The following is a 21,275-nucleotide window of genomic DNA, read 5'->3' on the forward strand; positions in this document are numbered from 1 at the left end:
GTGCGGGGTCGGGAAAGCCGGGCTGCCGCCGGGGCGGCAGCGCTTCGCGAGAGCGTGGTCAGCGCTTTTCGAGGCGGCGCATGCTCGTCTCGAAGATGCCACACATGTCGACCGACGGGTCGCGAAGCCATTGCAACTGCAGGCCGTTCATCAGCGAGACCAGTTCGGCGGCGGTGTCCGCCGGGTCGAGCGAGGCGGGCAGCCTGCCCGTCTCCTGGTCGCGTTCGATCAGCCGGACGATGTGGCCGCGGACGCGGCGGTTGCGTTCGCGGAAGAACTCGTGGGCCGGGTGTGCAGGGTCGAGGCTTTCGGCCGATTGAACGGTGAACAGCCGCACGAGACCGGGTTGCGTCTCGTTGCGGCGGCAGTGCGCCACCAGCCACTCGCGCGTGGAGGCGTCGACACCGGCGAACTCGGCCGCCAGGGCCTGCTCGTCCTGGAGGTCACGCTGCTGCAGCAAGGCGAGGATGAGCGCGTCCTTGCTCGGGAAGTGGTGCAGCAGCCCGGGTTGCGAAACCCCGACCTTCGCCGCCACCTCGGCGATGCTGGTGCCGTGGAAGCCGGCGACGGCGAACGCGTCCGCGGCGACGGCGAGGATCTGCTCCCGCCGCTCGGCGGCCGGGAAGCGGACCCGGCCGGACTCTGCTCGTGTCATGCGGCTCCTTCCATCGATACGGCTAACTTACCGAGTACTCGGTAAGTTAGGAAGATGTACTGCCGAGTAACTTCTGGTCGTCGCTGATCAGGGCGTCGCTGATGGCCTGGAGCTTCGCCCGGGGCAGCAGACCGACGGCCATCGCGGCGATTTCGACCAGGCTCAATCCCCCGGCCACGGCGGCGAGTGGACCGGTGAGCAGTCCCGGCACCCGCTCCTGGAGCACCGCACGGGCGCCGGGATCGGCGAGCAGCTCGCGCAGCGGGGTGTGCGCGCTCAGCGGACCCCGCGGGTAGTCCTCGCGGCGGATCGGTTCCCGGGCCGCTTCGACCTGAGCCCAGTGGCGCCGCACCTGCAGGTGCTCGCGGCCGGGATCGCCGTGCTCCGGCAGGCCGAGCCGCGCGTACTGTTCGGGTGGCGCGTCGGTGTCGCGCATGAGCCGGGTCAGCAGCCCGATCATCCGCAGCTCCAGCTCGTCGTCGACCAGCGGCCGTTCCTGGCCCGGATCCTCGTGGAGGTCGTACAGGAGCGTGCCGAACGCGTACGGGTTGGACATCGCCTGGCCCCGCGTCCGCAGGACCGGGACGCCCTTGGTGAACGCGAACGGGGGCACGAGTTCGGCGTCGCGCAGCTCCTCGGGCGCGAAGCGGGCCATCATGTGCGTCGGCATGAGCGTGTACTCCGCCAGTGGCGCGTTCGCTTCGGTCGCGGGGGCTCGCATGTAGACGTACCGGCCGTCGGTCACGCTGACGTGCCCGCCGAACCCGCCGAACAACGCCGCTTCCCGGACCGGTTCGTCGGCGGCGACGACGTCCCGCAGCGGCCGCCCCTGCATGTCCGGCGGCCGGGGCACGCCGAACCACTCGAGCAGTGTCGGCCCGAAGTCGATTGTCTGCACCAGAGCCGATCTCCGCTCGCCGGCGGCGCCCGCCCGAGGGTCCCAGACGAACAGGGGCGTGTGGATCGTTTCGTCGTACCACGGCGGCACGTTCTTGCCCCACCAGCCGTGCTCCCCCAGCAGGTACCCGTGGTCGGTCACGACCATCAGCAGAGTGTCCCGCCAGAGGTCGAACTCGTCCATGCGGTCGAGCACCCGGCCCAGCGAGTGGTCGCACATCGACAGCAGCGCGGCGTACCGGTTGCGTACGTGGGCGACCTGCTCCGGGGTTTCGAGCACCTGGGCGTAGTCGGGCCAGTCGAGTTCCGGGCCGTCGTAGTCCTCGGGGTAGAGGTCGTGGTAGCGCGGGTAGCTGAAGAACGGCTCGTGCGGGTCGAACGTCTCGATCTGCAGGAACCAGCCGTCCTCGGCGTGGTTGACGTCCAGGAAGCGCAAGCCCGCGTCGAAGGTCCGCGTCTGCGGGTGGTCGGCCTCGTCGGCGAGGTGCTGCCGGTTCACCCGGTCCTGGCGGTAGGCGGGGCGCCGGAGCCGTTTGAGGTCCGGGGCCGGCTCTGGATCGGCGACCTGCCCGTGCCAGAAGTCGCCTTCCTGGCCGCGGAAGAACTCGTAGGTGCGGAACCGGTTGTGGTAGGTGGCGCCGCCGTCTTCCCAGTAGTGCGCGTGGTCGGTGGCCAGATGGGTGTGCACGCCGGCGTCGGTGAGCAGTTGCGGGGCCGAGTCGTCGAACGGCTCCAGTGGACCCCAGCCGCGGTGGAGGAAGTTGTAGCGGCCGGTGTGCATCTCCCGGCGGGCCGGCATGCACGGCATGCTGCCCGCGTAGCAGTTGTCGAACACGGTGGTCCGCCTGGCGAGCCGCGCGAAGTTGGGCGCGTGCACGTCCTGGCCGCCGTAGGCGGGCAGGTGGCGGCGGTTGAGGCTGTCGAACATCACGACGATCGCCTTCACGGGACCTCCTTTACTTACCGAGTACTCGGTAGGTAGCGTGACCACATCCAACCCCGGACCCCGGCACCCAGGCAACCCCGGAGGCATCGTGGCCCCACCCGACTTCGTCGTGATCGTCGCCGACCAGCTGCGCGCCGACGCGCTCGGCGCATTCGGCGCCGAGCACGCCCGCACCCCGAACCTGGACGCGCTCGCCGCCGCGGGGATGACGTTTACCAATGCCTTCGTTCAGCACCCGGTGTGTTCGCCGAGCCGGGCGTCGTTCCTCACCGGCTGGTACCCGCACACCGCGGGGCACCGCACCCTGGACGGACTGCTGCGGCCGGACGAGCCGAACTTCTTGCGGACCTTCCGCGACCACGGCTACCACGTCGTGTGGGCGGGCGACCGCGGCGACACGTTCGCCCCCGGAGCGACCGAGCTCAGCGTGCACGAGCACGGATTCACCGAGGTCCCGGCCGGGGCGCGCTGGGGCGGTGCGCCCGCCGAGCGGCGGCGCCGCCGTCCCGCTCTTTCCGGCATTGAAGACTCCTTGTGGGACCGGCTTTTCTACGGCGGCGAAGTCTTGGACGACGCCCTCGACTTCGACGAGGCCGCGGTCCGCACCGCTGAATCGTGGCTCGCCGATCCGCCGGACCGGCCTTGGGTGCTCTTCGTGCCCTTGATCGCACCGCACTGCCCGTTCGAGGCCGCCGAGCCGTGGTTTTCCCTGCACGACCGCAACGCCCAGCCCGCGCCCGTTCCCCCGGGGACCGGTCCCGCCTACCTCGCCGCCATCCGCGAGAAGTATGGCCTCGACCGCGCGACACTGCCGGTGTGGCAAGAAGTCGCCGCCGTCTACCACGGCATGGTGTCCCGGTTGGACGCCCACGTCGGCCGGATCGTCGCCGCGCTCGGCCCGGACACCGTCGTCGCCTTCTTCGCCGACCATGGCGAATACCTCGGCGACTTCGGCGTTATCGAGAAGTGGCCGTCGGCGATGCACGCGTGCGTCACCCGCGACCCGCTCATCCTCAGCGGCGGCCCGGTGCCGGCCGGGACGACCGACGCGCTCGTCGAACTCGTCGACGTCTTCCCCACGTTGCTCGACCTCGCGGGCATCGAGTCCGGCCACGTCCACTATGGACGAAGTCTGCGGCACCTGTTCGACGACCCGGACGGCGAGCACCGGACGTACGCGTTCAGCGAGGGCGGCTTCCTGGCCGAAGAGGAGCCCCGGCTCGAGCGCGGCGCGTTCCCCTACGACCTCAAGGGCGAACTCCAGCACGAAGACCCCCGGCTCGTCGGCAAGGCGTTCGCGGCCCGCGATCGCGACTGGACCTACGTCTGGCGGCTCTACGAACCACCCGAGCTGTACGACCGCCGGACCGACCCGGCCGAGACGCGCAACCTCGCCGGACGAGCGGAATTCGCGGCCGTCGAGGAGCGGATGCGCCAGGCCGTCCTCACGTGGCTGGCCACCACGGCCGACGTCCTCCCCGCCGGCCGCGACCCCCGGCGACCCGCGGTCGACCTGCCCGCACCGAGGTGCACTCCCTAGGTGCGGGCGCGCAGTTCGCGCAGCAGGGCGTCCCGGATTTCCTCGTGCGCCGCGCTTTCCGCGAGGTTCCGGAGCTCGCGGGGATCGGCGAGCGAGTCCGCCAGGAACACGTCTTCCTCGCCGGTTGCGGCGGGGCGTCCGTCGATGCGGACGGTGGCGTCCAGCCGGTGGCGCCGGGTCCGGATGCAGCTGCGCCGCGGCCAGCCCCTCCCGTCGTCCCAGGTGCCCTCGTCGCGGTTGGGGAACGCGCGGCTCGCCGGGTCACCGTAGCCGATGGTCGCCAGGACGTGGTCCGGCTCCGGCTCGCCGAACAGATCACGCCCCGCCATCGGCGCGGCAGCCGGGATGCCCGCCGCCCCGAGGAGCGTCCGGGCGAGGTCGAGCGACTGGACCAGATCGTCGCGGCGCTCCCCACCTGACCGGCCCGGCCGCCGGACGATCAGCGGAACCCGGTGACTCTGCGGGGCGAAGGTGTGCTTGCCGAAGGCGCCCCCTTCGCCGAGGTGCACGCCGTGGTCGGAGGTGAGCACGACGATCGTGTTCCCAGCCAGGCCGAGGTTCTCCAGTTCCCGGAGGATGAGCCCGATCTGCTCGTCCACCCAGGCGACCAGCGCCAGGTAGTCGGCCTGGGCTTGCCGCAGCTCGGCTTCGGGCATCTCGCGCCCGCCGTTGAGCTCGGCGAAGCGGCGGTCGAAGCGGCTGCCGTCCGGATCGCCGTCGAGGGCGTGTCCGGGCTGGGCGTCCGGCGGGAACAGCCGGGCCCAGCGTTCGGGCGCCACGACCGGCGTGTGCGGCTGCAGGAACGACGCGCGCAGCAGGAACGGGCCGTCCACCGCGCGCAGCCAGGCGATCGCCCGCCGCGCCACCTCCTCGGGGACGAACTCCTCCCCGGAATGCCGTCCGCCGACGACGAACCGCATGCCCGGCGTCCGCACCAGTGAGCCTTCGTCGGCCCCGGAGAGCGGATCGCGCATCCCGGCCCCGGTGTGGTCGTCCACCTGCCACGGCTTGAGTTCGGGCGGGAGGTGCTCCTTGCCGAAGCTGGCGGTCGCGTACCCGGCGCCGGCGAACAACTCGGGGAAGGTCACCAGCCCGGCGGGCAGCGGCCAGCCACCGGCGGCGGCCTCGTTGTGGAAGACACCGGTCCGCTCCGGCGGCAGCCCGGTCAGCGTCGAGGTGCGGCTCGGCACGCACACCGGTGAGTTGGTGTAGCAGCGGTCGAACACCACGGCGTCCGCGGCCAGCGCGTCGATGTGGGGGGTGCGTGGCGCGAGTCCCCCGGCTTCGGCGTAGCAGCCGAGCGCGTCCGCACGCAGCTCGTCGCAGTACAGCCACAGGATGTTGGGACGATCGTGCACGCGGACACCTCCGGACTCTTACCTACCGAGTACTCGGTAGGTAACGTGGCACACGGTAACCCTGGCGGACCCGCGAAGGCAACCACGGCCGGGTGCTCAGATGTCGGCGACGGTCCGGAAGCCCAGGTTCCCGCTCGAGCTGTCCGGCATGTTCGCGGTGCGGGCGGCGACGCGGTAGCGGTTGCAGTAGGAGTCGTGGCACAGGTACGACCCGCCGCGCATCGCCCGGTTCGCGTGGGCGTCGTCGAACCAGTCGGCGCACCACTCCCACACGTTGCCCGACACGTTGTACAGCCCGAAACCGTTGGGCGGGAACGCGTCCACCGGCGCTGTTCCGACCTGACCGTCCTCTTCGGTGTTGTGCACCGGGAAGCGGCCCTGTCAGATGTTGCAGCGGTGTTCCCCACCCGGCGTCAGCTCGTCACCCCACGGGTAGCGGGCCTGGTCGAGACCGCGCCGCGCCGCGTACTCCCATTCCGCTTCGGCCGGCAGGCGCCGGCCCTCCCAGTCGCAGTAGGCCACCGCGTCGTGCCAGGACACGTGCCCCCCAGTGCGGCGGACACAAGACACTGACCTGCGGAAACCGAGAATCACCTGGCCAGGATCGGGAAGTTGGAGCGCGTTGAGGGCCGTTCAAGGCAACAGTGGAATGCACCCCGCTCCAGATTCGCTCCTGCTTCGCCTGTACCTCCGCTTGCCCTCGAGCGGGGCCGCGACCACGACAGTCCGGTTCTCCGCGGCGACGTCCCCCAACTCGAGACGCTGCTGTTCGAAATGAACGTCGGTCAGGTCGGGATGACTCTTCCGGCCTCGCCGCGTGCCATCCATCGGTGGAACGTTCGTCGCGCTGCCGGTGGCCACGTGGTGTGCGAGGTCCGCCCGCACTGAACGGAGTGCTTCGGACAGCCGGACCCGTTCCTCGCGGGGTGCGTGGACGCGGCGGCGCCGGATGGACGTACGGGAATTCCTGCGTTCAGCGAGCTTTGACGGCAGGTCTCCAAGTGTGCCAGTGCACGACCATCCTGGCGCGTACCGCCTGCGCAATCTCCAGAGAACAGGCGCCCTCCCAAACCCCTGCTCAGCTGTTCACGTCGACGACGATCCGGCCTCTGATCCGGCCGTCGAGCAGTTTCGATGCTGTCGGGATCGCCTCGCTCAACCCGATCTCCTGGCTGATGTCCTCCAAGTGCGCCAGGTGAAGCTCGCGGCTCAGCCGCTCCCACGCGGTCTTGCGGCGGGTGTAGGGCTGAGTGACGCTGTTGACGCCCAGCAGGCGCACTCCCCGCAGGATGAAGGGCGCGACCGACGCGGGGAAATCCAAACCCTGCGCCATTCCGCAAGCCGCAACGAGGCCCTCCGAGCGGGTCGCGGCACAGACGTTGGCGAGGGTGTGGCTGCCTACCGAATCGATCGCCGCGGCCCATCGCTCCTTGGCGAGCGGGCGTCCGGGCTCGGACAGCTCGGCCCGGTCGATGATCGTGCCGGCTCCCAACCGCTGCAGGTAACCCGCCTCGGATGGCCGTCCGGTCGCGGCGACCACCGAATAGCCGCGTCGAGCCAGCAATGAGACCGCGAAGCTACCGACTCCACCGCTGGCGCCGGTGACGAGAACCTCCCCATCTTCCGGCGTCAGGCCATTGCTCTCCAGCACCATGAGGCACAGCATCGCCGTGTATCCCGCGGTCCCGACGGCCATGGCTTGCCGTTCGTCGAGTCCAGCAGGCAGCGGGATAAGCCACTCTCCTCGCACCCGGGCGCGCTGAGCGAGCCCACCCCAGTGGGTCTCTCCGATGCCCCAGCCGTTGAGCAGGACGTGGTCGCCTGGCGCATAGGCCGGGTCGCCGCTGGACTCGACGACGCCGGCCAGATCGATGCCAGGCACCATCGGAAAGCTGCGAACGACGGGCCCCTTACCGGTGATGGCGAGTGCGTCCTTGTAGTTGAGGCTGCTGTGGACGATCCGCACGGTCACATCGCCGTCGGGCAACTCCTCTTCCTCGAGGTTCCGCACCTCGGCCTGGTAGTCGGTGTTGCTTCGGTCGATGAGGATCGCTTTGAACATGATTCTCCTCCGGTGACGATCGCTTCCAGATCGATCAGAGCAGGCTGCTCCCCGCGTCGATGGCGAGCGCCGCACCAGTGATGTACCGGGCCTCGTCACTTGCCAGGAAGAGAAGTGCGTTGGAAATGTCGACCGGCTCCACCCACGGGACAGGCAACATCTGCAGCCGGCTCGACGCCGCCGCGAACTCCTCCTTCGTGGCGCCCTGCTTACCCGCGAACAGGTCGTAGATGGGCTGGTTGTGGATCATGTCGGTGTTGACTTGCGTGGGATGCAGGCTGTTGACCCGGATACTGTCGGGTGCCAATTCCATCGCGAGTGTGCGGGTCAATCCGACAACCCCGTGTTTGGCCGACACGTAGTGCGCCATGTTGGCGTATCCACGGAGACCTGCGACCGAACTGGTAAGGATGATCGAGCCCCCACGACCGGCGTTCTTGAGGCTGGGGATCGCTGCCTTGACGGTGTGCCACACGCCGGTCAGGTTGATGTCGATCATCGTGCGCCACTCGTCTTCGGGGAGCGACTCCGTGGTGGTCGGGGTGCCGACGACCCCAGCGTTCGCGCTGACGATGTCCAACCGCCCGAGGATACTGACGCCTTCCTCCACCGCGGCCTTCACGGCGTCGAAGTCCCGCACATCCGCCTGCTTCGCGACGATGCGCCGGCCCAGACCTTTCACCTGCCGCTCCGTCTCGGCAAGGTCCTCTTCGGTCGCCGCGGCGCTCACCTCGTACGGCACTTGCCGGCAGACGTCGATCGCAATGATGTCGGCGCCCTCCTGCGCCAATCGCAGTGCGTGTGACCGGCCCTGTCCGCGCGCGGCGCCGGTGATGAAGGCGACTTTGCCTTCAACCCTTCCAGCCATGATGTCCTCCTACAGTTACTTCGCTATTGGTGAACTCGACTTCGATTGCGGCAGCAGTCACCCTCTGCCGGAGCCGGCCAGCGGGTCCAGCCGGTGGAAGGAAGAGGCGTGGAACACCAGGGGGTCAGCGTCGCTCGGAATCGCCATCCGCTGTACACGGAGCAGCACGACATCGTGGTCTCCGCCCCGCAGCTCGGCCTCCACGGTGCAGTCGATCCAGGCGGCCGCGTCCGGCAGGAACAGTGCTCCGTCCTCGCTGCTCGCGACCTCCAGATCCGCGAAGCGGTCTCCATTCCGCGACGAGAGCCTGCGCGCCGTCTCCGCCTGCGAAACCCCGAGCACGCTCACCCCGAGCCGGGGAGCTCTGCGCAGCGATGGCCACGTGCGAGAGCTGTGGGCAGGGCAGATCGAAACCAGCGGCGGGTCGAGGGAGACCGAGGTGAAGGAGCTGAACGCCATCCCGACGGCGTTCCCGTCCACCAGCGCGCACACCGAGACGACGCCACTGGGAAAGGCTCCGAAGACACGCCGGAGGTCGTCTGTGTCGGCGGGCGGGGTCAGCTTCGTCTGCACTGGAGTGCTCACTGCTTCCCCCACCTGGTGGCAAGCCAAGCGGCGGCATTCGCGACCGTGGCGTCCGCCTCAGGCGCACGTCCGGCCATGAGTACGTACACGTGCTGCATGCCGGGCGAGAGCTCGGCCGTGACGTCGACGCCGGCTGCCCGGGCGCGTTCTATGAATCGCTCGCTGTCGCTCTGCAACGTTTCCTGGTCGGCGTAGGCCACGTAGATCGGCGGCAGTCCCCGGAGGTCGGCATGAAGCGGGCTCGCCAAGGGGTCCGTCGGTGAGGTCCCGTTCAGGTACATGGCGGCCATGTTCTCCGCGACCGGCCGCTGCACGAACGCGTCGCTCGCCGCATTGGTCTCGAAGGTCGGGCCCGTGCACGTGAGGTCGAGCCACGGTGAGAAGGCCACGATGGCGGCCGGAAGCGGCAGGCCCTGGTCACGCAGCCGGACCGCGAGGGCTGTGACCAGGTTGCCGCCTGCCGAGTCGCCGGCGAACGCGATGTCCTCCGGAGCGAATCCCTGGCCGAGGAGCCACTCCACGGCAGCGGCCGCGTCGTCGAGCGCCGCCGGGAAGGGAGCCTCGGGCGCCAGCCGGTAGTCAAGGACAACAACCGGCGCACCGAGGAGACGGGCCAGGTGTCCGCCCAGCTTCCGGTGCGTGTGCATCGAGCTGCCGACGAACCCACCACCATGCAGGTAGAGCACGGCACCCCTGGCCGTGTGTTTCGTGGGTGTGCACACGATGCCGGCACACTTGCCGACGTTCACCTCCGCGTAGGTGACATCCGTCGGCTCGGCGCTGCGGGCGTGCAGTTCCTCGAGCATTGCCCGGATGGTCGCGAGATCCGCGTCAGGGTTGGCGGCGAGACGCTCGGTGAAGGAATTGAAGTGGACGCGCAACGCGTCGGACTCGACACTGGGCATGATTGTCCTCAAGAGTTGATCGGTGGTCGCTGCGGCCTCGCCGGCGTTGTGGGTGGCAGCGGCTTCGCCCGGCGCTGGGGCCGGTCGTCGAGGACTGAGTCCGCGCGACCGGCCACGAGCCGCAGAACTGGTCAGAGATCCTTCAACACCGGGATGACCTTCTCGGCGAACAACCGCATGCTCGCCTCGGCCTTGTCGTGCGGCAGACCGGCGTAGGTGAACGCGCAGTTCAGGTGGTAGTCGCCGATCACGGCACGTCGCGCCCTCACCTTCTCGATGATCTGCTCGGGCGTACCCCACGTCTGCGCGTCGACATAGGCGGCGGCGGAGGCTTCCTGGCCGGCCTCGCGGATCACCTCGGCCACCGCGTTGTAGGACTCGTAGCCCGACGTGCCGGCGAAGTGCGTCCCGCCGAACTCGTAGTGGCGCATGACCTGGATGAAGTAGCGCGAGATGTACTCCGTCGCGGTCTGCTTGGCCTCCTCGGGGTCCTCCGCGCAGTAGACGAACTCGGTCAGCGTCGGAGCAGGCGCCTCGCGGCCCTGCTTCTTACGGAAGGATTCCCGGTAGGACTCGATCAGAGGGGCGTGCTTCTCGATCGGGAACTGGACGAAGGTCGCCATGGCGGCACCGAGATTCGCCGCGACATCCAAGGAGTCGGGCGACATGGCGATGCACACGGTCCGGTCGCGGAACCCCCGCGGCGGGGCGGGCGCGATCGGGGCTGACGGCTGTGGGAACAGCGGCCCGTCGCCCGAGATCACACCTGTCTCGAGGGCGCGGAGGACCATCTCGGCGGACTCGTCGAACCGCTCGCGCGCCTCGTTCATGTCCATGCCGAGCGACGCGTACTCCATCCGCGAGAGGCCCCGACCGAGACCGAGTCGCACGCGTCCCTCGGCGAGGATGTCAAGCATCGCGATCTTCTCCGCGACCCGGAGGGGCTGGGTCCACCATGGCAGGATCACCGCGGCCGGGACGAGCTCGATCGAGTTCGTCTTCGCAGCCAAATAGGACAGCAGCTGCATGTTGTCGGGACACATCGAGTACTGCGCATCGAAGTGGTGCTCGACGCACCAGATGGCTGAGAAGCCGAGCGGCTCAGCCAGCTCAGCCAGGTAGAGGTCTTTGCGGTAGAGCTCCGCATCGGACTGGTTCGGGTCCGAATTCTGGAAAAGAAGCTGGAAACTGGGGATCATAATTCGGCGTCCTCCTGGTGCGACGGGGAAATTTCCTTCCACGTTCTTGCCGCTGAGATGGATCGACGTGTCCATCGGGTGTCGCGCTACTTTCGACGCCGTTAACTCTGTCACCGAAGGCGCGGTTCGATGTGTCGCATTCTGCGACGATGTGACGTCCGGACCGCACCTGTGTCGAATTGCGACAACCAGGAGGCCGCCTCTGACTGTCTCGTTATGGGACACTGCGCGAGGCGTGACTGAGGTAACATCGACGACAAGGTGGGCGCCGGGCCGCAGCGTGACGGCCCCAAGCTCCTCGCAGCGCACGGGAGGAGGCCAGACGAGATGACAGCCTCGGATGGCCCTCGGCGGCCGGATGCGCTGGTAGCACCACCGGGCAACGATGCTCGAGTCAAGGAACCAAGAGATGAACGACTGGCTTCGAACAGCCGCCAAGGCACGGGACGACATCTTTTCGAGCTCGCTTGACGTATCGACCCATTCATCCTCGGTCGTTCGTCCCACCGTCTACGAGTCGTGGCGACGCTCCCGCTTGCAAGGCCTGGCCCCCGAGGCCGTCTCGCCCGTGGAGTTTGCCGAGATCGAGCTCGACAACTACCTGTCCCGGACGGTGACCTCAATTGTCGAGAAGCGAGCGGCAGCACTCGACCAGAGCGCGTGCGCACTGGTACTGACTGACCGTGACGGGAACCTGCTGCGCCGATGGGTGCGCGACCACGAAATGGCCGCGGACCTTGACGCCAAGGGCGTCGCCGCCGGTTTCACGATGGATGAGTCAACGGTCGGCACGACAGGGCTCGTCACGTTGCTGACCGGAAGGCCCGAGCTGATCCGTGGTCCCGAGCACTTCTCCGAGGAGTTCAAGCAGTACAGCTGCGCGAGCGCGCCGGTCGTCCACCCGGTCAGGCGAACGCTGCTCGGAAGCGTCTCGTTGATCTGCCGGGTGGCGGACACGACTCCATTGATGCTGTCCTGGGTGACCGACCTGATCACGGCGGTCGAGGAGGCGCTGCGCGCCCGCGCCTGCCAGCGCGAACAACGCCTGTTCGAGGCCTACACGACCTACAATCGGGACGTACGTCACCCCATCGTGGCGCTCGACATGACGACCGTCATCACCAACGCGGCCGCTGCTCGCCTGCTGGGCGGCGTGGATCAAACGCTGCTGTGGGAACACGCGCGGCGCAGCCTCCGTGAGCGCAGGAGCGGGCCGACCAGCCTGACACTGCCGAACGGCGAGGTGCTCAGCGTCGACTGCTGTCCCCTGTCCGGGCAGGACACGGACGCCGGCGCGATCCTGTTCCTTCGAAAAGCATCCGCCACTCGGCGCAAGACCGAAGCCCGCGCCCTTCCCCAGCCTTCGGTGTTGCTGCCTGGCCTCGTCGGCAGATCCGAGAAGTGGCGCGCACTGTGCCGCCAGGCGCACCGCCTACGGAACGGAACCAGCCCGGTGCTGGTCGTGGGCGAGCCAGGCTCGGGCCGGCTCGCGGTGGCGGAGGCGCTGCAGGACGCACAGACTGTCCGTGTCGTGGATGCGGTCGACGCGGCGGCACTGGGGGACGGCCGCTGGGTCCAGCACCTCCACGTGCAACTCGAGGACCCCACTGGTGTCCTGGTCATACGGCACGTTGACTCGTTGGAGCCGTCAACCGCTGTCGCCACACTGGCCGCGCTGCGCCGCACGCCGCCCGGACGGCTACTGGCCACCGCACAGCGCAGGTCCGGCGAGCCCGCCGTGCACAACGCCCTGCTCGACCACTTCGAGTCCGTCCTCGAGGTTCCCCCGCTGCGCGAGCGCCTCGACGACTTCCCCGGCCTGCTCGCGCGGTTCTCCGAACAGGTGGCGGGAGCGAAGAACTCAGTCGAGTGGACCCCGGAGGTCGTCCAGGCCCTGACTCGACTCGAGTGGCCGGGCAACCTCAACTCGCTCAAGACCTTGGTGCGCCGCACCGTCACTGGCAGCGGCGCTACGAAGATAGGTACCGACGACCTTCCGCCTGAGTACGTAGCCCGCGCCGCGCGACGCCAGCTCGCCACCTTGGAGCAGATCGAAGCGCAGACGATTCTCCAGGCCTTGCGCGAGGCAGGAGGCAACAAGCACCAAGCAGCGCTTGCCCTGGGCATCGCGCGATCGACCCTGTATCGGAAAATCAGAGCACTCGGCCTCGATCTCTCCGCCAGCATTTACTGACCGGAAGGAGGCCGGGCGCCGCAACGCCCGCACTCTCCGGCCACCACTTGGTCAACTTGCCATCAAGAAGACTTTTCTGGCATTACGGATGATGCGGCGAGGAAGAACCCGGGGTTGAGCTTGCGGTTGCCGGTCCGGGCTGGATGCTCGCTTTCGATGCTGGTGCCGGAGGTGCGGGTCACGGGGCGATGCCGGCGTCGGCGAGCAGGTGGGTCGCCGAGCAGGTCGAGGAGATACTCGACGCGCACCCTCTTCCCCCGGGCCTGACCTCGATGCCGAAATCGGCACCAGGAGCGCAGCCCGCATCTGCGTGCATTTGAGCAGACGCCAACCGGCCGCAGTGTGCGCGGCAGCGAGCGGGCGGCGTCGGCGATGATCGAACTGTCGCAAGTTGCGACAACTCACTTCAGCCCAATCCTGCGACAATCGGCCTGGGTCCGGCATCACCGTGCACCGTCGGTGGCCCCAGACGCAGCCGGTCCACAATCGCACCGGCTCACACAGCCGGACAATTCAGCGCAATGAGAGGCACGTAAACGATGAGCACGCTGACCAACATTTTATCTGGAATGTCGTTTCTGGAATGCCCTCGCTGGCACGAAGGTCGCATTTGGGTCTCCGACTTCTACACCAATCGCGTTTTTTCCGCGGCTGCGGACGGTACCGGCCTCCGGACCGAACTCGAGGTCCCGAACCAACCAGGTGGCCTCGGCTGGCTTCCCGACGGCCGGTTGCTCGTGGTCTCCGCACGGGACTTCACGTTGCTGCGTCGAGAGCATGATGGCCGGGTCGTCGTCCACGCGGACCTGAGCGGCCATGTCAGCGGAAATCTCAACGACATGGTCGTCGATCGCCTCGGACGCGCCTATGTGGGGAACTTCGGCTTCGACATCGGCGCTGGAGCTGATCCCGTCCCGACGAACTTGGTCAGGGTGGACCCCGACGGAACTGTCGCCGAAGCCGCGGCTGGCCTCCATTTTCCGAACGGGAGCGTCATCACCGACGACAACGTGCTGGTGGTCGGTGAGACCTTCGCGAACCGGATCACCGCATTCGACATCGAAGACAGCGGACAGCTCACGAATCAGCGGATCTGGGCGAAGTTCGGGGAGGTGCCGACCGGGGATTTCGCCACGGTCCTGAGTCAGGTGAAGGTCGCACCCGACGGTTGCTGCCTCGACGCCGAGGGGGCGGTGTGGGTAGCGGACGCCTTGAACGGCAGGGTGATCCGCGTGCAGGAGGGCGGGGACATCGTCGAGGAAATACAGGTCGGCAGCGGTGTCTACGCATGCATGCTGGGCGGGGACGACGGTCGGACGCTGTTCCTGTGCACAGCTCCGGACTTCGACCCAGCTGCGCGGGCCAGTGCACGTGAGTCCCATCTGCTGACCGTCCGGGTTTCCGTACCGCATGGCGGACACCCGTAGCCCGGCATTCGTGATCGTCGCGAGGAGACACAGCAGATGTCCAGAAGTTCACAGAACGCGATCGACAAGCGCGTTCGCTCCGCCCTGAGCGCGATTGCCGCCGGGCGACCGGTGGTGGTCGTCGACGATCAGAACCGTGAGAATGAGGGAGATCTCATCTTCGCGGCAGAACTCGCGACCCCGAAACTGGTCGCCTTCACCGTCAGGCACACTTCCGGTTTCCTCTGTGTCGCCCTTGCCGGCGAGGCGTGCGACCGGCTCAACCTGGCCCCCATGACCCACGCCAACCAAGATCGATACCAAACCGCCTACCAGGTGACCGTCGACTTGGTCGGCACCGGTACGGGAATCTCCGCGAAGTCCCGTGCGGCCACGATCGCCGCCTTGGGATCCGACGACGCGAACCCGGAAGATTTTTCACGTCCGGGCCACGTCGTACCGTTGCGTGCACGCGCGGGCGGAGTTCTCGAACGGCCCGGTCACACCGAAGCGGCAGTCGATCTGGCCCGGCTTGCGGGCCGCACGCCCGCCGGAGCGCTCTGCGAGATCGTGTCCGTGGACCGGCCCACCGAAATGGCCAAAGGTGAAGAACTGGCGCGTTTCGCTCTCCAGCACGGACTCGTGCACTTGTCTGTCGCTGACATCATCGATTACAGGCTCCGCCACGAAACCCGGTTCACGCGCGTCACCGAGGCGACGCTGCCCACGTCGTTCGGACGGTTCCGCGCTCTGGGCTACAGCGAGTACCTGTCCGGCAACGAGTACCTGGCCTTGGTCGCGGGAACGGGCGATGGCCGTGTTCCTGTCTACGTTCACACCGAATGTCTTTGCGGCGACGTCTTCGGTGCCGTTTCGTGCACGTGCCGAGGAAATCTTGATCGCGCACTCACGGAGTTCGGCAGAACAGGTCGCGGGGTGGTGATCTACCTACGTCCGGACGGCAGAGCGAGCGCCTGCGGACTGCTGCAGGCGGACACGCCTCCTCAACCTGGCCCAGAGATCGTCGTACCCAACATTCTCGCCGATCTCGGTCTCGACGCCGTGTACGAGTTCGAGCAGCAACCCAGACCCGCGGCGGGGTGACTACGGCCACACAGCCCTGGGCGCGAACCGAGCCTGAGCTGTGTCACCGTCACCAGGTGACCTCGAGCCGTTCCAGGCCGCGGAAGAAGAAGCTCGCGACGTAGGACGGCTCGTAACCGGGTGCCAGGCGAAGGTCCGGTAGCCGGTCGAGCAGGGTTTCGATGGCCGTGCGCACTTCGGTGCGCGCCAGCTGCGCACCCGGGCACTGGTGAATGCCACTGCCGAACGCCAGGTGCTCGTGGATGTTCGCCCGCGAGAGCCGGACTTCGTCCGGCGCGGCGAAACGGCTCTCGTCCCGGTTCGCCGAACCGAAGAGCAGCAGCAGCGACGTCCCCGCCGGCAGCGGCGTCCCACCGATCTCCACGTCCCGGGTGGTCACGCGCATGAGCCCGCGGTGCGGCGCGTCCCGCCGTAGCGTCTCCTCGATGACCTGCTGCAACACCGGGCGGTCGGCGCGGACCATCTCCCACAACCGGCGGTCGTTGTCGAGCAGCAGCAGGAGCGTGCTGGTCATGAGATCGCGTGTGGTGTCGTGCCCGGCGAAGCGCAGGCCGCGGAACATGTAGTGCAGGTCGTCCCTGCTCACCGCGGGAACCATGTCGGTGCCGTGCACGAGGTCGGTCATGAAGTCGTCTCGCGGCGAGGTCCGGCGCTGCTCCGCCAGCGCGTCGATGTAACGCTCGTAATCGTGCATCCGCCGTGCCGCGGCGACCTTTTCCTCGACGCCGACCATCGGGTTCAGCAGAGTGACGTAGTCGTTCGTCCAGCCCTGCACCCGGTCGTTGTCCTCGGCGGGGATTCCGAAGACGTCGCTGACGATCGACTGCACGTAGGGGTCGGCATAGGCGCTGACGAGGTCCGCCCGGTGTGCCCCCGCGAACTGGTCGACGAGTTCGGCCGAACGTGTCCTCATGAGCGGAAGCCGCTGCCGGATGCGGCGGCCGGAGAACGCGTGATCGAGCACCTTGCGCAAGGGTGCGTGCTGCGGTTCGTCGGTGTTCACGACGGTGGCCGCCTCCGGGATGATCCCGTGGAGTGCTTCGACGACGGGTTCCGGATTCTGCCACAGGACCGGAATGGCGTTGCTGGACGAATAGGTGTCCGGGTCGTCGACGATCGACTTGATGTCGTCGTAGCGCGTCACGACGTACGCGTTGAGCGTCGGCGAAAAGCAAATCGGCTGTTCCGTGCGCGACCACTTGTAGAACAGGTGCGGATTCTCCCGATGCGGCGATTCCATCGGGTTGAAGTCCGTGAACGCGGCCTGCTGCGTCATCATTGACCTCCAGTCACCGTTGGCGCGATGAGGCGATTTTGTGCGGTTGGCCAATCGGCCGACAACCGCGAGTCCCACCGGTCGGGATCGGCCTTTCCCGCGCAGTGGGACTCCTGATGGCGGCTCTTCCGGCGTCGCCCGAGGCTCTTGCACGGGTTCGCAGTCGTGCATCACCCAGCACCGGAGCCGGGAGGAGGCGTCATGACACGTGAGCTGGTCGTGACCTCGAAAGAAGAGGCCGCCGAGGACGTGATGGTCATTCACCTGACCGACCCCGGCGGGGACCCGCTGCCGGAATGGACACCGGGGGCGCACGTGGGAGTCGACGTCGACGGCGACGTCCGTCAGTATTCGCTCTGCGGGCCGATGTCCGAGCGGTTCACGTGGCGGATCGGGGTCCGGCGGGAATGGAACGGAGTCGTCTCGAACAAGCTGCACGATTCCGTTTCCGTCGGCCGGCGGCTGCGCGTTTCGGATCCCGAGAATCTGTTCCCGCTGGTTCCCGCGGAACGGTATGTCTTCATCGCGGGCGGTATCGGCATCACGCCTTTGCTTCCAATGCTGGAAGAGGTCAAGCGCGCGGGCCGGGAATGGAGCCTCTACTACGGCGGCCGGTCACGCCGCCACATGGCGTTCTGCTCTGAAGTGGACGGTCCGGGCGTGACGCTGTGGCCGGAGGACGAGCACGGGTTGCTTCCGGTGGATTCGCTCCTCGGCGAGCCGCGGCCAGGCACAGCCGTGTACTGCTGCGGTCCGGCCCCGCTGATAGACGCCGTCACGGAGGCCTGCGCGGCCTGGCCGGCGGGCACGCTGCATGTCGAACGGTTCACCCCCGTCCGGCCGGGCGACTCCGCCCGCCCGTTCGTCGCCGAACTGCGGCGGTCCAAACGCACGATCGAGGTGCCCGCCGACAAAAGCCTGCTCGAAGCCATCGAGGCCGCCGGCATCTCGGTGCTCTCGTCGTGCCGGACCGGGACGTGCGGCACGTGCGAGGCGACCGTGCTCGACGGCGAGCCGGAGCACCACGACGAAGTACTGACCGACGAGGAACGGCAGGACGGAAAGCTGATCATGCTGTGTGTGTCGCGCTCCCGGTCCGCGGTCCTCGGACTCGATCTTTGACACCCGGAACACAACGAAGGAGACGCCATGACGACGAACCACACAACGGCCGGTGACACCCAGGAATGGCTGGCAACCGTCACGGTCGAGCAGTTGGAGAACGACCCGTACCCGATCTTCGAGAGGCTTCGCCGCGAGGCGCCGGTGGCGTGGATTCCGGCCGCGCACGCCTGGGTCGCCTCGACCTGGGAAGCGTGCCGCACGATCGCCGACGACGCGACGAACTTTCGTGGCGGCACCAGCCCGATGCACGAGCGAGTCCTCGGCGCCGACCACATCCTCGGCGCCGAAGGCGAGACCCACCAGGACCTGCGGGCGGCCGTCGACCCGCCGCTCAAACCGCGAGCGTTCCGCCCCCTGCTCGAAGACCAGGTTCGGCCGACCGTGCGCCGGTACCTCGAAGCGATCCGCGGCCAAGGCAAGGCCGAGTTGATGGCCGACTACTTCGAGCCGATCAGCGTCCGGTGCGTCGGCGACGTCATCGGGCTGACCGATGTCGACTCCGACACGCTTCGCCGCTGGTTCCACGCGCTCGCGCGGGGAATCGCGAACACGGCGATGGACGCCGAAGGCCGCTTCACCAACCCCGGAGGTTTCGCCCCGGCGGACGAGGCCGGTGCGGAGATCCGCGAGGTGCTCGAGCCGCTCGTGGCGAAGCTGTCGGCCGAACCCGACGGCTCGGCGCTGTCGCACTACCTGCATCACGGCCGTCCGCACGGCGACCCGCGGACGCTGGAGCAACTGCTCCCCTCGCTCAAGGTGATCATCCTGGGCGGCTTGCAGGAGCCCGGGCACCAGTGCGCGGCGACGTTCCTCGGCCTCACCACCAGGCCCGAGCAGTTGAAGCGGGTAACCGAGGACACCACTCTGCTCCCGCGCGCGCTGACCGAGGGACTCCGGTGGATGTCCCCGGTCTTCAGCGCCTCCAGCAGGCTGCCGCTGCGCGAGATCACGATGGGCGAGGCGACGATGCGGCCGGGACAGACGGTGTGGCTTTCCTACGGCTCGGCGAACCGCGACGAGACCGTGTTCGATCGTCCCGACGTCTTCGATCTCGACCGCGCGACGCACCCGCACCTGGCGTTCGGAACGGGGCGCCACATCTGTTCGGGCAGCGCCTACGCGCCTCAGGTCGCTCGGATCGCGCTCGAGGAACTGTTCGCCGCCTTCCCTTCCATCCGCCTCGACCCCGCCCACGAAGTCCCGGTGTGGGGATGGCTGTTCCGCGGGCCGCAGCGGCTCGACGTGCTCTGGGACTGATCGTCACCCGGCACGCTGCGGTAACCGGGCGAGCTTGCGGGACGCGGCGGCCGCGGTGGCCCGCACGACCGGTCCGAACCGGTCCGTGCGCACCACCGCGGCCGGCCCCGTGACCGACAGCGCGCCGACGACGTGCCCGAGCGGGGTGCGTAGCGCGGCGCCGACACAGCTGACGCCCACGTTGCCTTCCTCGTCGTCGACGCTCCACCCCCGCCGGGCCGACACCTCGAGTTCGTGCCGGAGCGCGGACGGCACGGTGATCGTGCGCTTTGTACGCTGTTCGAGGCCATGACTGATGACCTGGTCGACGACGGCGCGCGGGCCGGCCGCGAGTATCGCCCGGCCGAGGCTGGAACAGTGCGCGGGGATCGAACCACCGGCTTTCGACAGCATCGGCAGCTCCAGGTGCCCGGTCACCGTGTCGACCACCAGCACGTTCGGCAGGTCGAGCACGCCAAGCTGCACGGTCAGGTGGCTGCTCTCGTAGAGATCCTGCATGAACGGCTGGACGGTCTCGCGCAGTTCCCGCCTGAGCTGGGTCAGGCCGGACAGCCGCACGAAGTCGTTGCCCAGGTGGTACCGGCCGTCGTCCCGGCTGAGCCAGCCCAGCGCCACCATGCGTCCCGCCACCCGGTGTGTCGTAGAGCGGGGTAGCCCGCTGCGGCTCGCCAGGGACATCAACGTCAACCGCCGGTGCTCGTCGTCGAATGCCTGGAGAATCGCGGCAGCCCGCTCGAGAATCCCGTCGGAGCCGTCGCCGACGATCTGGCTTGTCATTGTGTGCCGCTCCGTATCTGTTCGCGCCATTGCGACGTGGGCACGATAAGCCAGCCGGAGGAACCGGGCGATCCATCTCGCGCAGCCGATCCGATCCGCGAAGCTCAACGCCTCCGCAGCGTCTGCGACGGCAACTCACCGAACCTGTCCCGGTACAGCGCGGCGAACCGGGGCACGTGCGTGAACCCCCAGCGAAGCGCGACGTCGGTGACGGTGGTCGGCGCGTCGCCGGCACGCTGCAGATCGGCCCTGGCCCGGTCGAGCCGGACGAACCGGAGGTACTGGCTCGGGCTCGTCCCGAGGTGACGCCGGAAGCCCGCCTGCAGGGACCGGACGCTGACCCCGGCCACCGCCGCCAGCTGCGACAGCGTCAACGGCTGCCCGGGATCGGCGTGCACGAGATCGACGACGCGGGCGATGCGCGCCGGGAGCTTGCGATCGGTTCGCTCCTCGCCCTCGGCCTTGACCCGCTGCGCGTCGAGCAAGCCCAGGATGACGAGATCCTCGACGTGGGCCGCGGCGAGCCGGTTGTCCAGCAGTCCCCCGCTCTCGGCGGACCGCACGGTCCAGCTGACGAGATCCACCCAGCTCTGCGTCTTCGGTGAGCGCAGATCCAGCGGCATCGCCAGGCAGACGCCGTCGTCCAGGGTGCCGGCGGCCTCGCGGCGGGATTCCAGCGCTTGCCTGCTCACGAGCACGGACAGATGCGCGCACCCGTCGTCGACGAACATCTCGGTGGGTGACCCCGGGTTGAGCACCGCGCCGACACACCGCCCGCCTGTGCTGACGGCGCCGGCCGCCTGGCGGTACTCGCCGTACCCGGCGAGCACGATGTTCGCGGCGTAGTAACCCAGCGGGTCCGGCCGGATCGTCGTCGCCGTCCCCAGTGACATGTAGACGAGGCGGATGCCGCCGAGCGAGACCGAGTTGGCGGTAGCGCAGAACCTGCGCGGGGCTCGGTCGGGCCGCAGTGTGTGCGGGCTGAACAGGCGAGCCAGACGCGACTCCGCCTCGAGCACGTCGCGGGTGCGCACGGAGCGGTACGGCGCGAGGCGTTCGCGGGGCGCGCGCGCTGCATCCACCAATGCGGTCTCCGATCATCCGTACGGAGGGCGTCGACC

Annotated in this window: 17 protein-coding genes and 1 pseudogene; 6 read left to right on the plus strand and 12 right to left on the minus strand. The window is 68.3% G+C overall.

Features of this window, described 5'->3' with window-relative positions:
• Positions 1-58: 58 nt before the first annotated feature.
• Together L2C96_RS17795 and L2C96_RS17800 are read right to left on the minus strand one after the other, a co-directional pair.
• Complete coding sequence (locus L2C96_RS17795; RefSeq protein ID WP_237337016.1) at positions 59-655, minus strand: TetR/AcrR family transcriptional regulator; 597 nt, start codon at positions 653-655, stop codon at positions 59-61.
• A gap of 46 nt (positions 656-701) precedes the next feature.
• Complete coding sequence (locus tag L2C96_RS17800; RefSeq protein ID WP_237337017.1) at positions 702-2,498, minus strand: sulfatase; 1,797 nt, start codon at positions 2,496-2,498, stop codon at positions 702-704.
• A gap of 88 nt (positions 2,499-2,586) precedes the next feature.
• On the opposite strand from L2C96_RS17800, the gene L2C96_RS17805 reads away from it, so the two are divergent.
• The gene (locus L2C96_RS17805) at positions 2,587-4,038 is read left to right on the plus strand and encodes a sulfatase family protein (RefSeq protein ID WP_237337018.1); all 1,452 of its coding nucleotides are present in this window, start codon (positions 2,587-2,589) and stop codon (positions 4,036-4,038) included.
• Here the strand turns inward: L2C96_RS17805 and L2C96_RS17810 are convergent.
• From L2C96_RS17810 to L2C96_RS17840, 7 genes and pseudogenes are all read right to left on the minus strand, one after another.
• A complete protein-coding gene (locus L2C96_RS17810; protein WP_237337019.1) occupies positions 4,035-5,396 on the minus strand; it encodes a sulfatase family protein in 1,362 nt (453 codons plus the stop codon). The two genes, L2C96_RS17805 and L2C96_RS17810, sit on opposite strands and share 4 nt — an antisense overlap.
• Positions 5,397-5,492: 96 nt before the next feature.
• Positions 5,493-5,939: pseudogene (locus L2C96_RS17815) on the minus strand (formylglycine-generating enzyme family protein); the annotation flags it as partial.
• Between the two features lie 535 nt (positions 5,940-6,474).
• Complete coding sequence (gene acuI, locus L2C96_RS17820; protein WP_237337020.1) at positions 6,475-7,458, minus strand: acrylyl-CoA reductase (NADPH); 984 nt, start codon at positions 7,456-7,458, stop codon at positions 6,475-6,477.
• 34 nt (positions 7,459-7,492) lie between these two features.
• Complete coding sequence (locus L2C96_RS17825) at positions 7,493-8,326, minus strand: mycofactocin-coupled SDR family oxidoreductase (RefSeq protein WP_237337021.1); 834 nt, start codon at positions 8,324-8,326, stop codon at positions 7,493-7,495.
• 57 nt (positions 8,327-8,383) lie between these two features.
• Complete coding sequence (locus L2C96_RS17830) at positions 8,384-8,911, minus strand: flavin reductase family protein (RefSeq protein ID WP_237337022.1); 528 nt, start codon at positions 8,909-8,911, stop codon at positions 8,384-8,386.
• Positions 8,908-9,816 (minus strand): alpha/beta hydrolase, encoded by a 909-nt coding sequence (locus L2C96_RS17835; protein WP_237337023.1) that lies wholly within the window; start codon positions 9,814-9,816, stop codon positions 8,908-8,910. Before L2C96_RS17835 ends, L2C96_RS17830 begins: the two co-directional genes overlap by 4 nt.
• A 131-nt stretch (positions 9,817-9,947) precedes the next feature.
• The gene (locus L2C96_RS17840) at positions 9,948-11,090 is read right to left on the minus strand and encodes an LLM class flavin-dependent oxidoreductase (RefSeq protein WP_237337024.1); all 1,143 of its coding nucleotides are present in this window, start codon (positions 11,088-11,090) and stop codon (positions 9,948-9,950) included.
• Between the two features lie 334 nt (positions 11,091-11,424).
• Between L2C96_RS17840 and L2C96_RS17845 the strand changes: the two genes are divergently transcribed.
• The 3 genes from L2C96_RS17845 (at position 11,425) to ribB (ending at position 15,719) form a co-directional block, all read left to right on the plus strand.
• Entirely contained in the window at positions 11,425-13,209 is a 1,785-nt protein-coding gene (locus L2C96_RS17845) for a sigma-54-dependent Fis family transcriptional regulator (protein ID WP_237337025.1), read from the plus strand.
• Positions 13,210-13,748: 539 nt separating this feature from the next.
• On the plus strand, positions 13,749-14,636 hold the full coding sequence (locus L2C96_RS17850) for an SMP-30/gluconolactonase/LRE family protein (protein ID WP_237337026.1): 888 nt from the start codon (positions 13,749-13,751) through the stop codon (positions 14,634-14,636).
• A 36-nt stretch (positions 14,637-14,672) separates the two neighbouring features.
• Positions 14,673-15,719 carry a 3,4-dihydroxy-2-butanone-4-phosphate synthase gene (gene ribB, locus L2C96_RS17855; RefSeq protein ID WP_237337027.1) on the plus strand — a complete coding sequence of 349 codons (1,047 nt, stop codon included), beginning with the start codon at positions 14,673-14,675 and terminating at the stop codon, positions 15,717-15,719.
• A 49-nt stretch (positions 15,720-15,768) separates the two neighbouring features.
• On the opposite strand, the gene L2C96_RS17860 is transcribed toward ribB, so the two are convergent.
• On the minus strand, positions 15,769-16,998 hold the full coding sequence (locus tag L2C96_RS17860) for a cytochrome P450 (protein ID WP_237337028.1): 1,230 nt from the start codon (positions 16,996-16,998) through the stop codon (positions 15,769-15,771).
• 198 nt (positions 16,999-17,196) lie between these two features.
• On the opposite strand from L2C96_RS17860, the gene L2C96_RS17865 reads away from it, so the two are divergent.
• Both L2C96_RS17865 and L2C96_RS17870 read left to right on the plus strand, forming a co-directional pair.
• The gene (locus tag L2C96_RS17865; RefSeq protein ID WP_237337029.1) at positions 17,197-18,117 is read left to right on the plus strand and encodes a PDR/VanB family oxidoreductase; all 921 of its coding nucleotides are present in this window, start codon (positions 17,197-17,199) and stop codon (positions 18,115-18,117) included.
• A 27-nt stretch (positions 18,118-18,144) separates the two neighbouring features.
• Entirely contained in the window at positions 18,145-19,377 is a 1,233-nt protein-coding gene (locus L2C96_RS17870) for a cytochrome P450 (protein ID WP_237337030.1), read from the plus strand.
• Positions 19,378-19,380: 3 nt separating this feature from the next.
• On the opposite strand, the gene L2C96_RS17875 is transcribed toward L2C96_RS17870, so the two are convergent.
• A complete protein-coding gene (locus L2C96_RS17875; RefSeq protein WP_237337031.1) occupies positions 19,381-20,154 on the minus strand; it encodes an IclR family transcriptional regulator in 774 nt (257 codons plus the stop codon).
• A gap of 104 nt (positions 20,155-20,258) precedes the next feature.
• The gene (locus L2C96_RS17880; RefSeq protein WP_237337032.1) at positions 20,259-21,236 is read right to left on the minus strand and encodes an AraC family transcriptional regulator; all 978 of its coding nucleotides are present in this window, start codon (positions 21,234-21,236) and stop codon (positions 20,259-20,261) included.
• Positions 21,237-21,275 lie beyond the last annotated feature (39 nt).

It is taken from the genome of Amycolatopsis tucumanensis (assembly GCF_021654135.1).
Taxonomy (GTDB): Bacteria; Actinomycetota; Actinomycetes; order Mycobacteriales; family Pseudonocardiaceae; genus Amycolatopsis_E; species Amycolatopsis_E tucumanensis.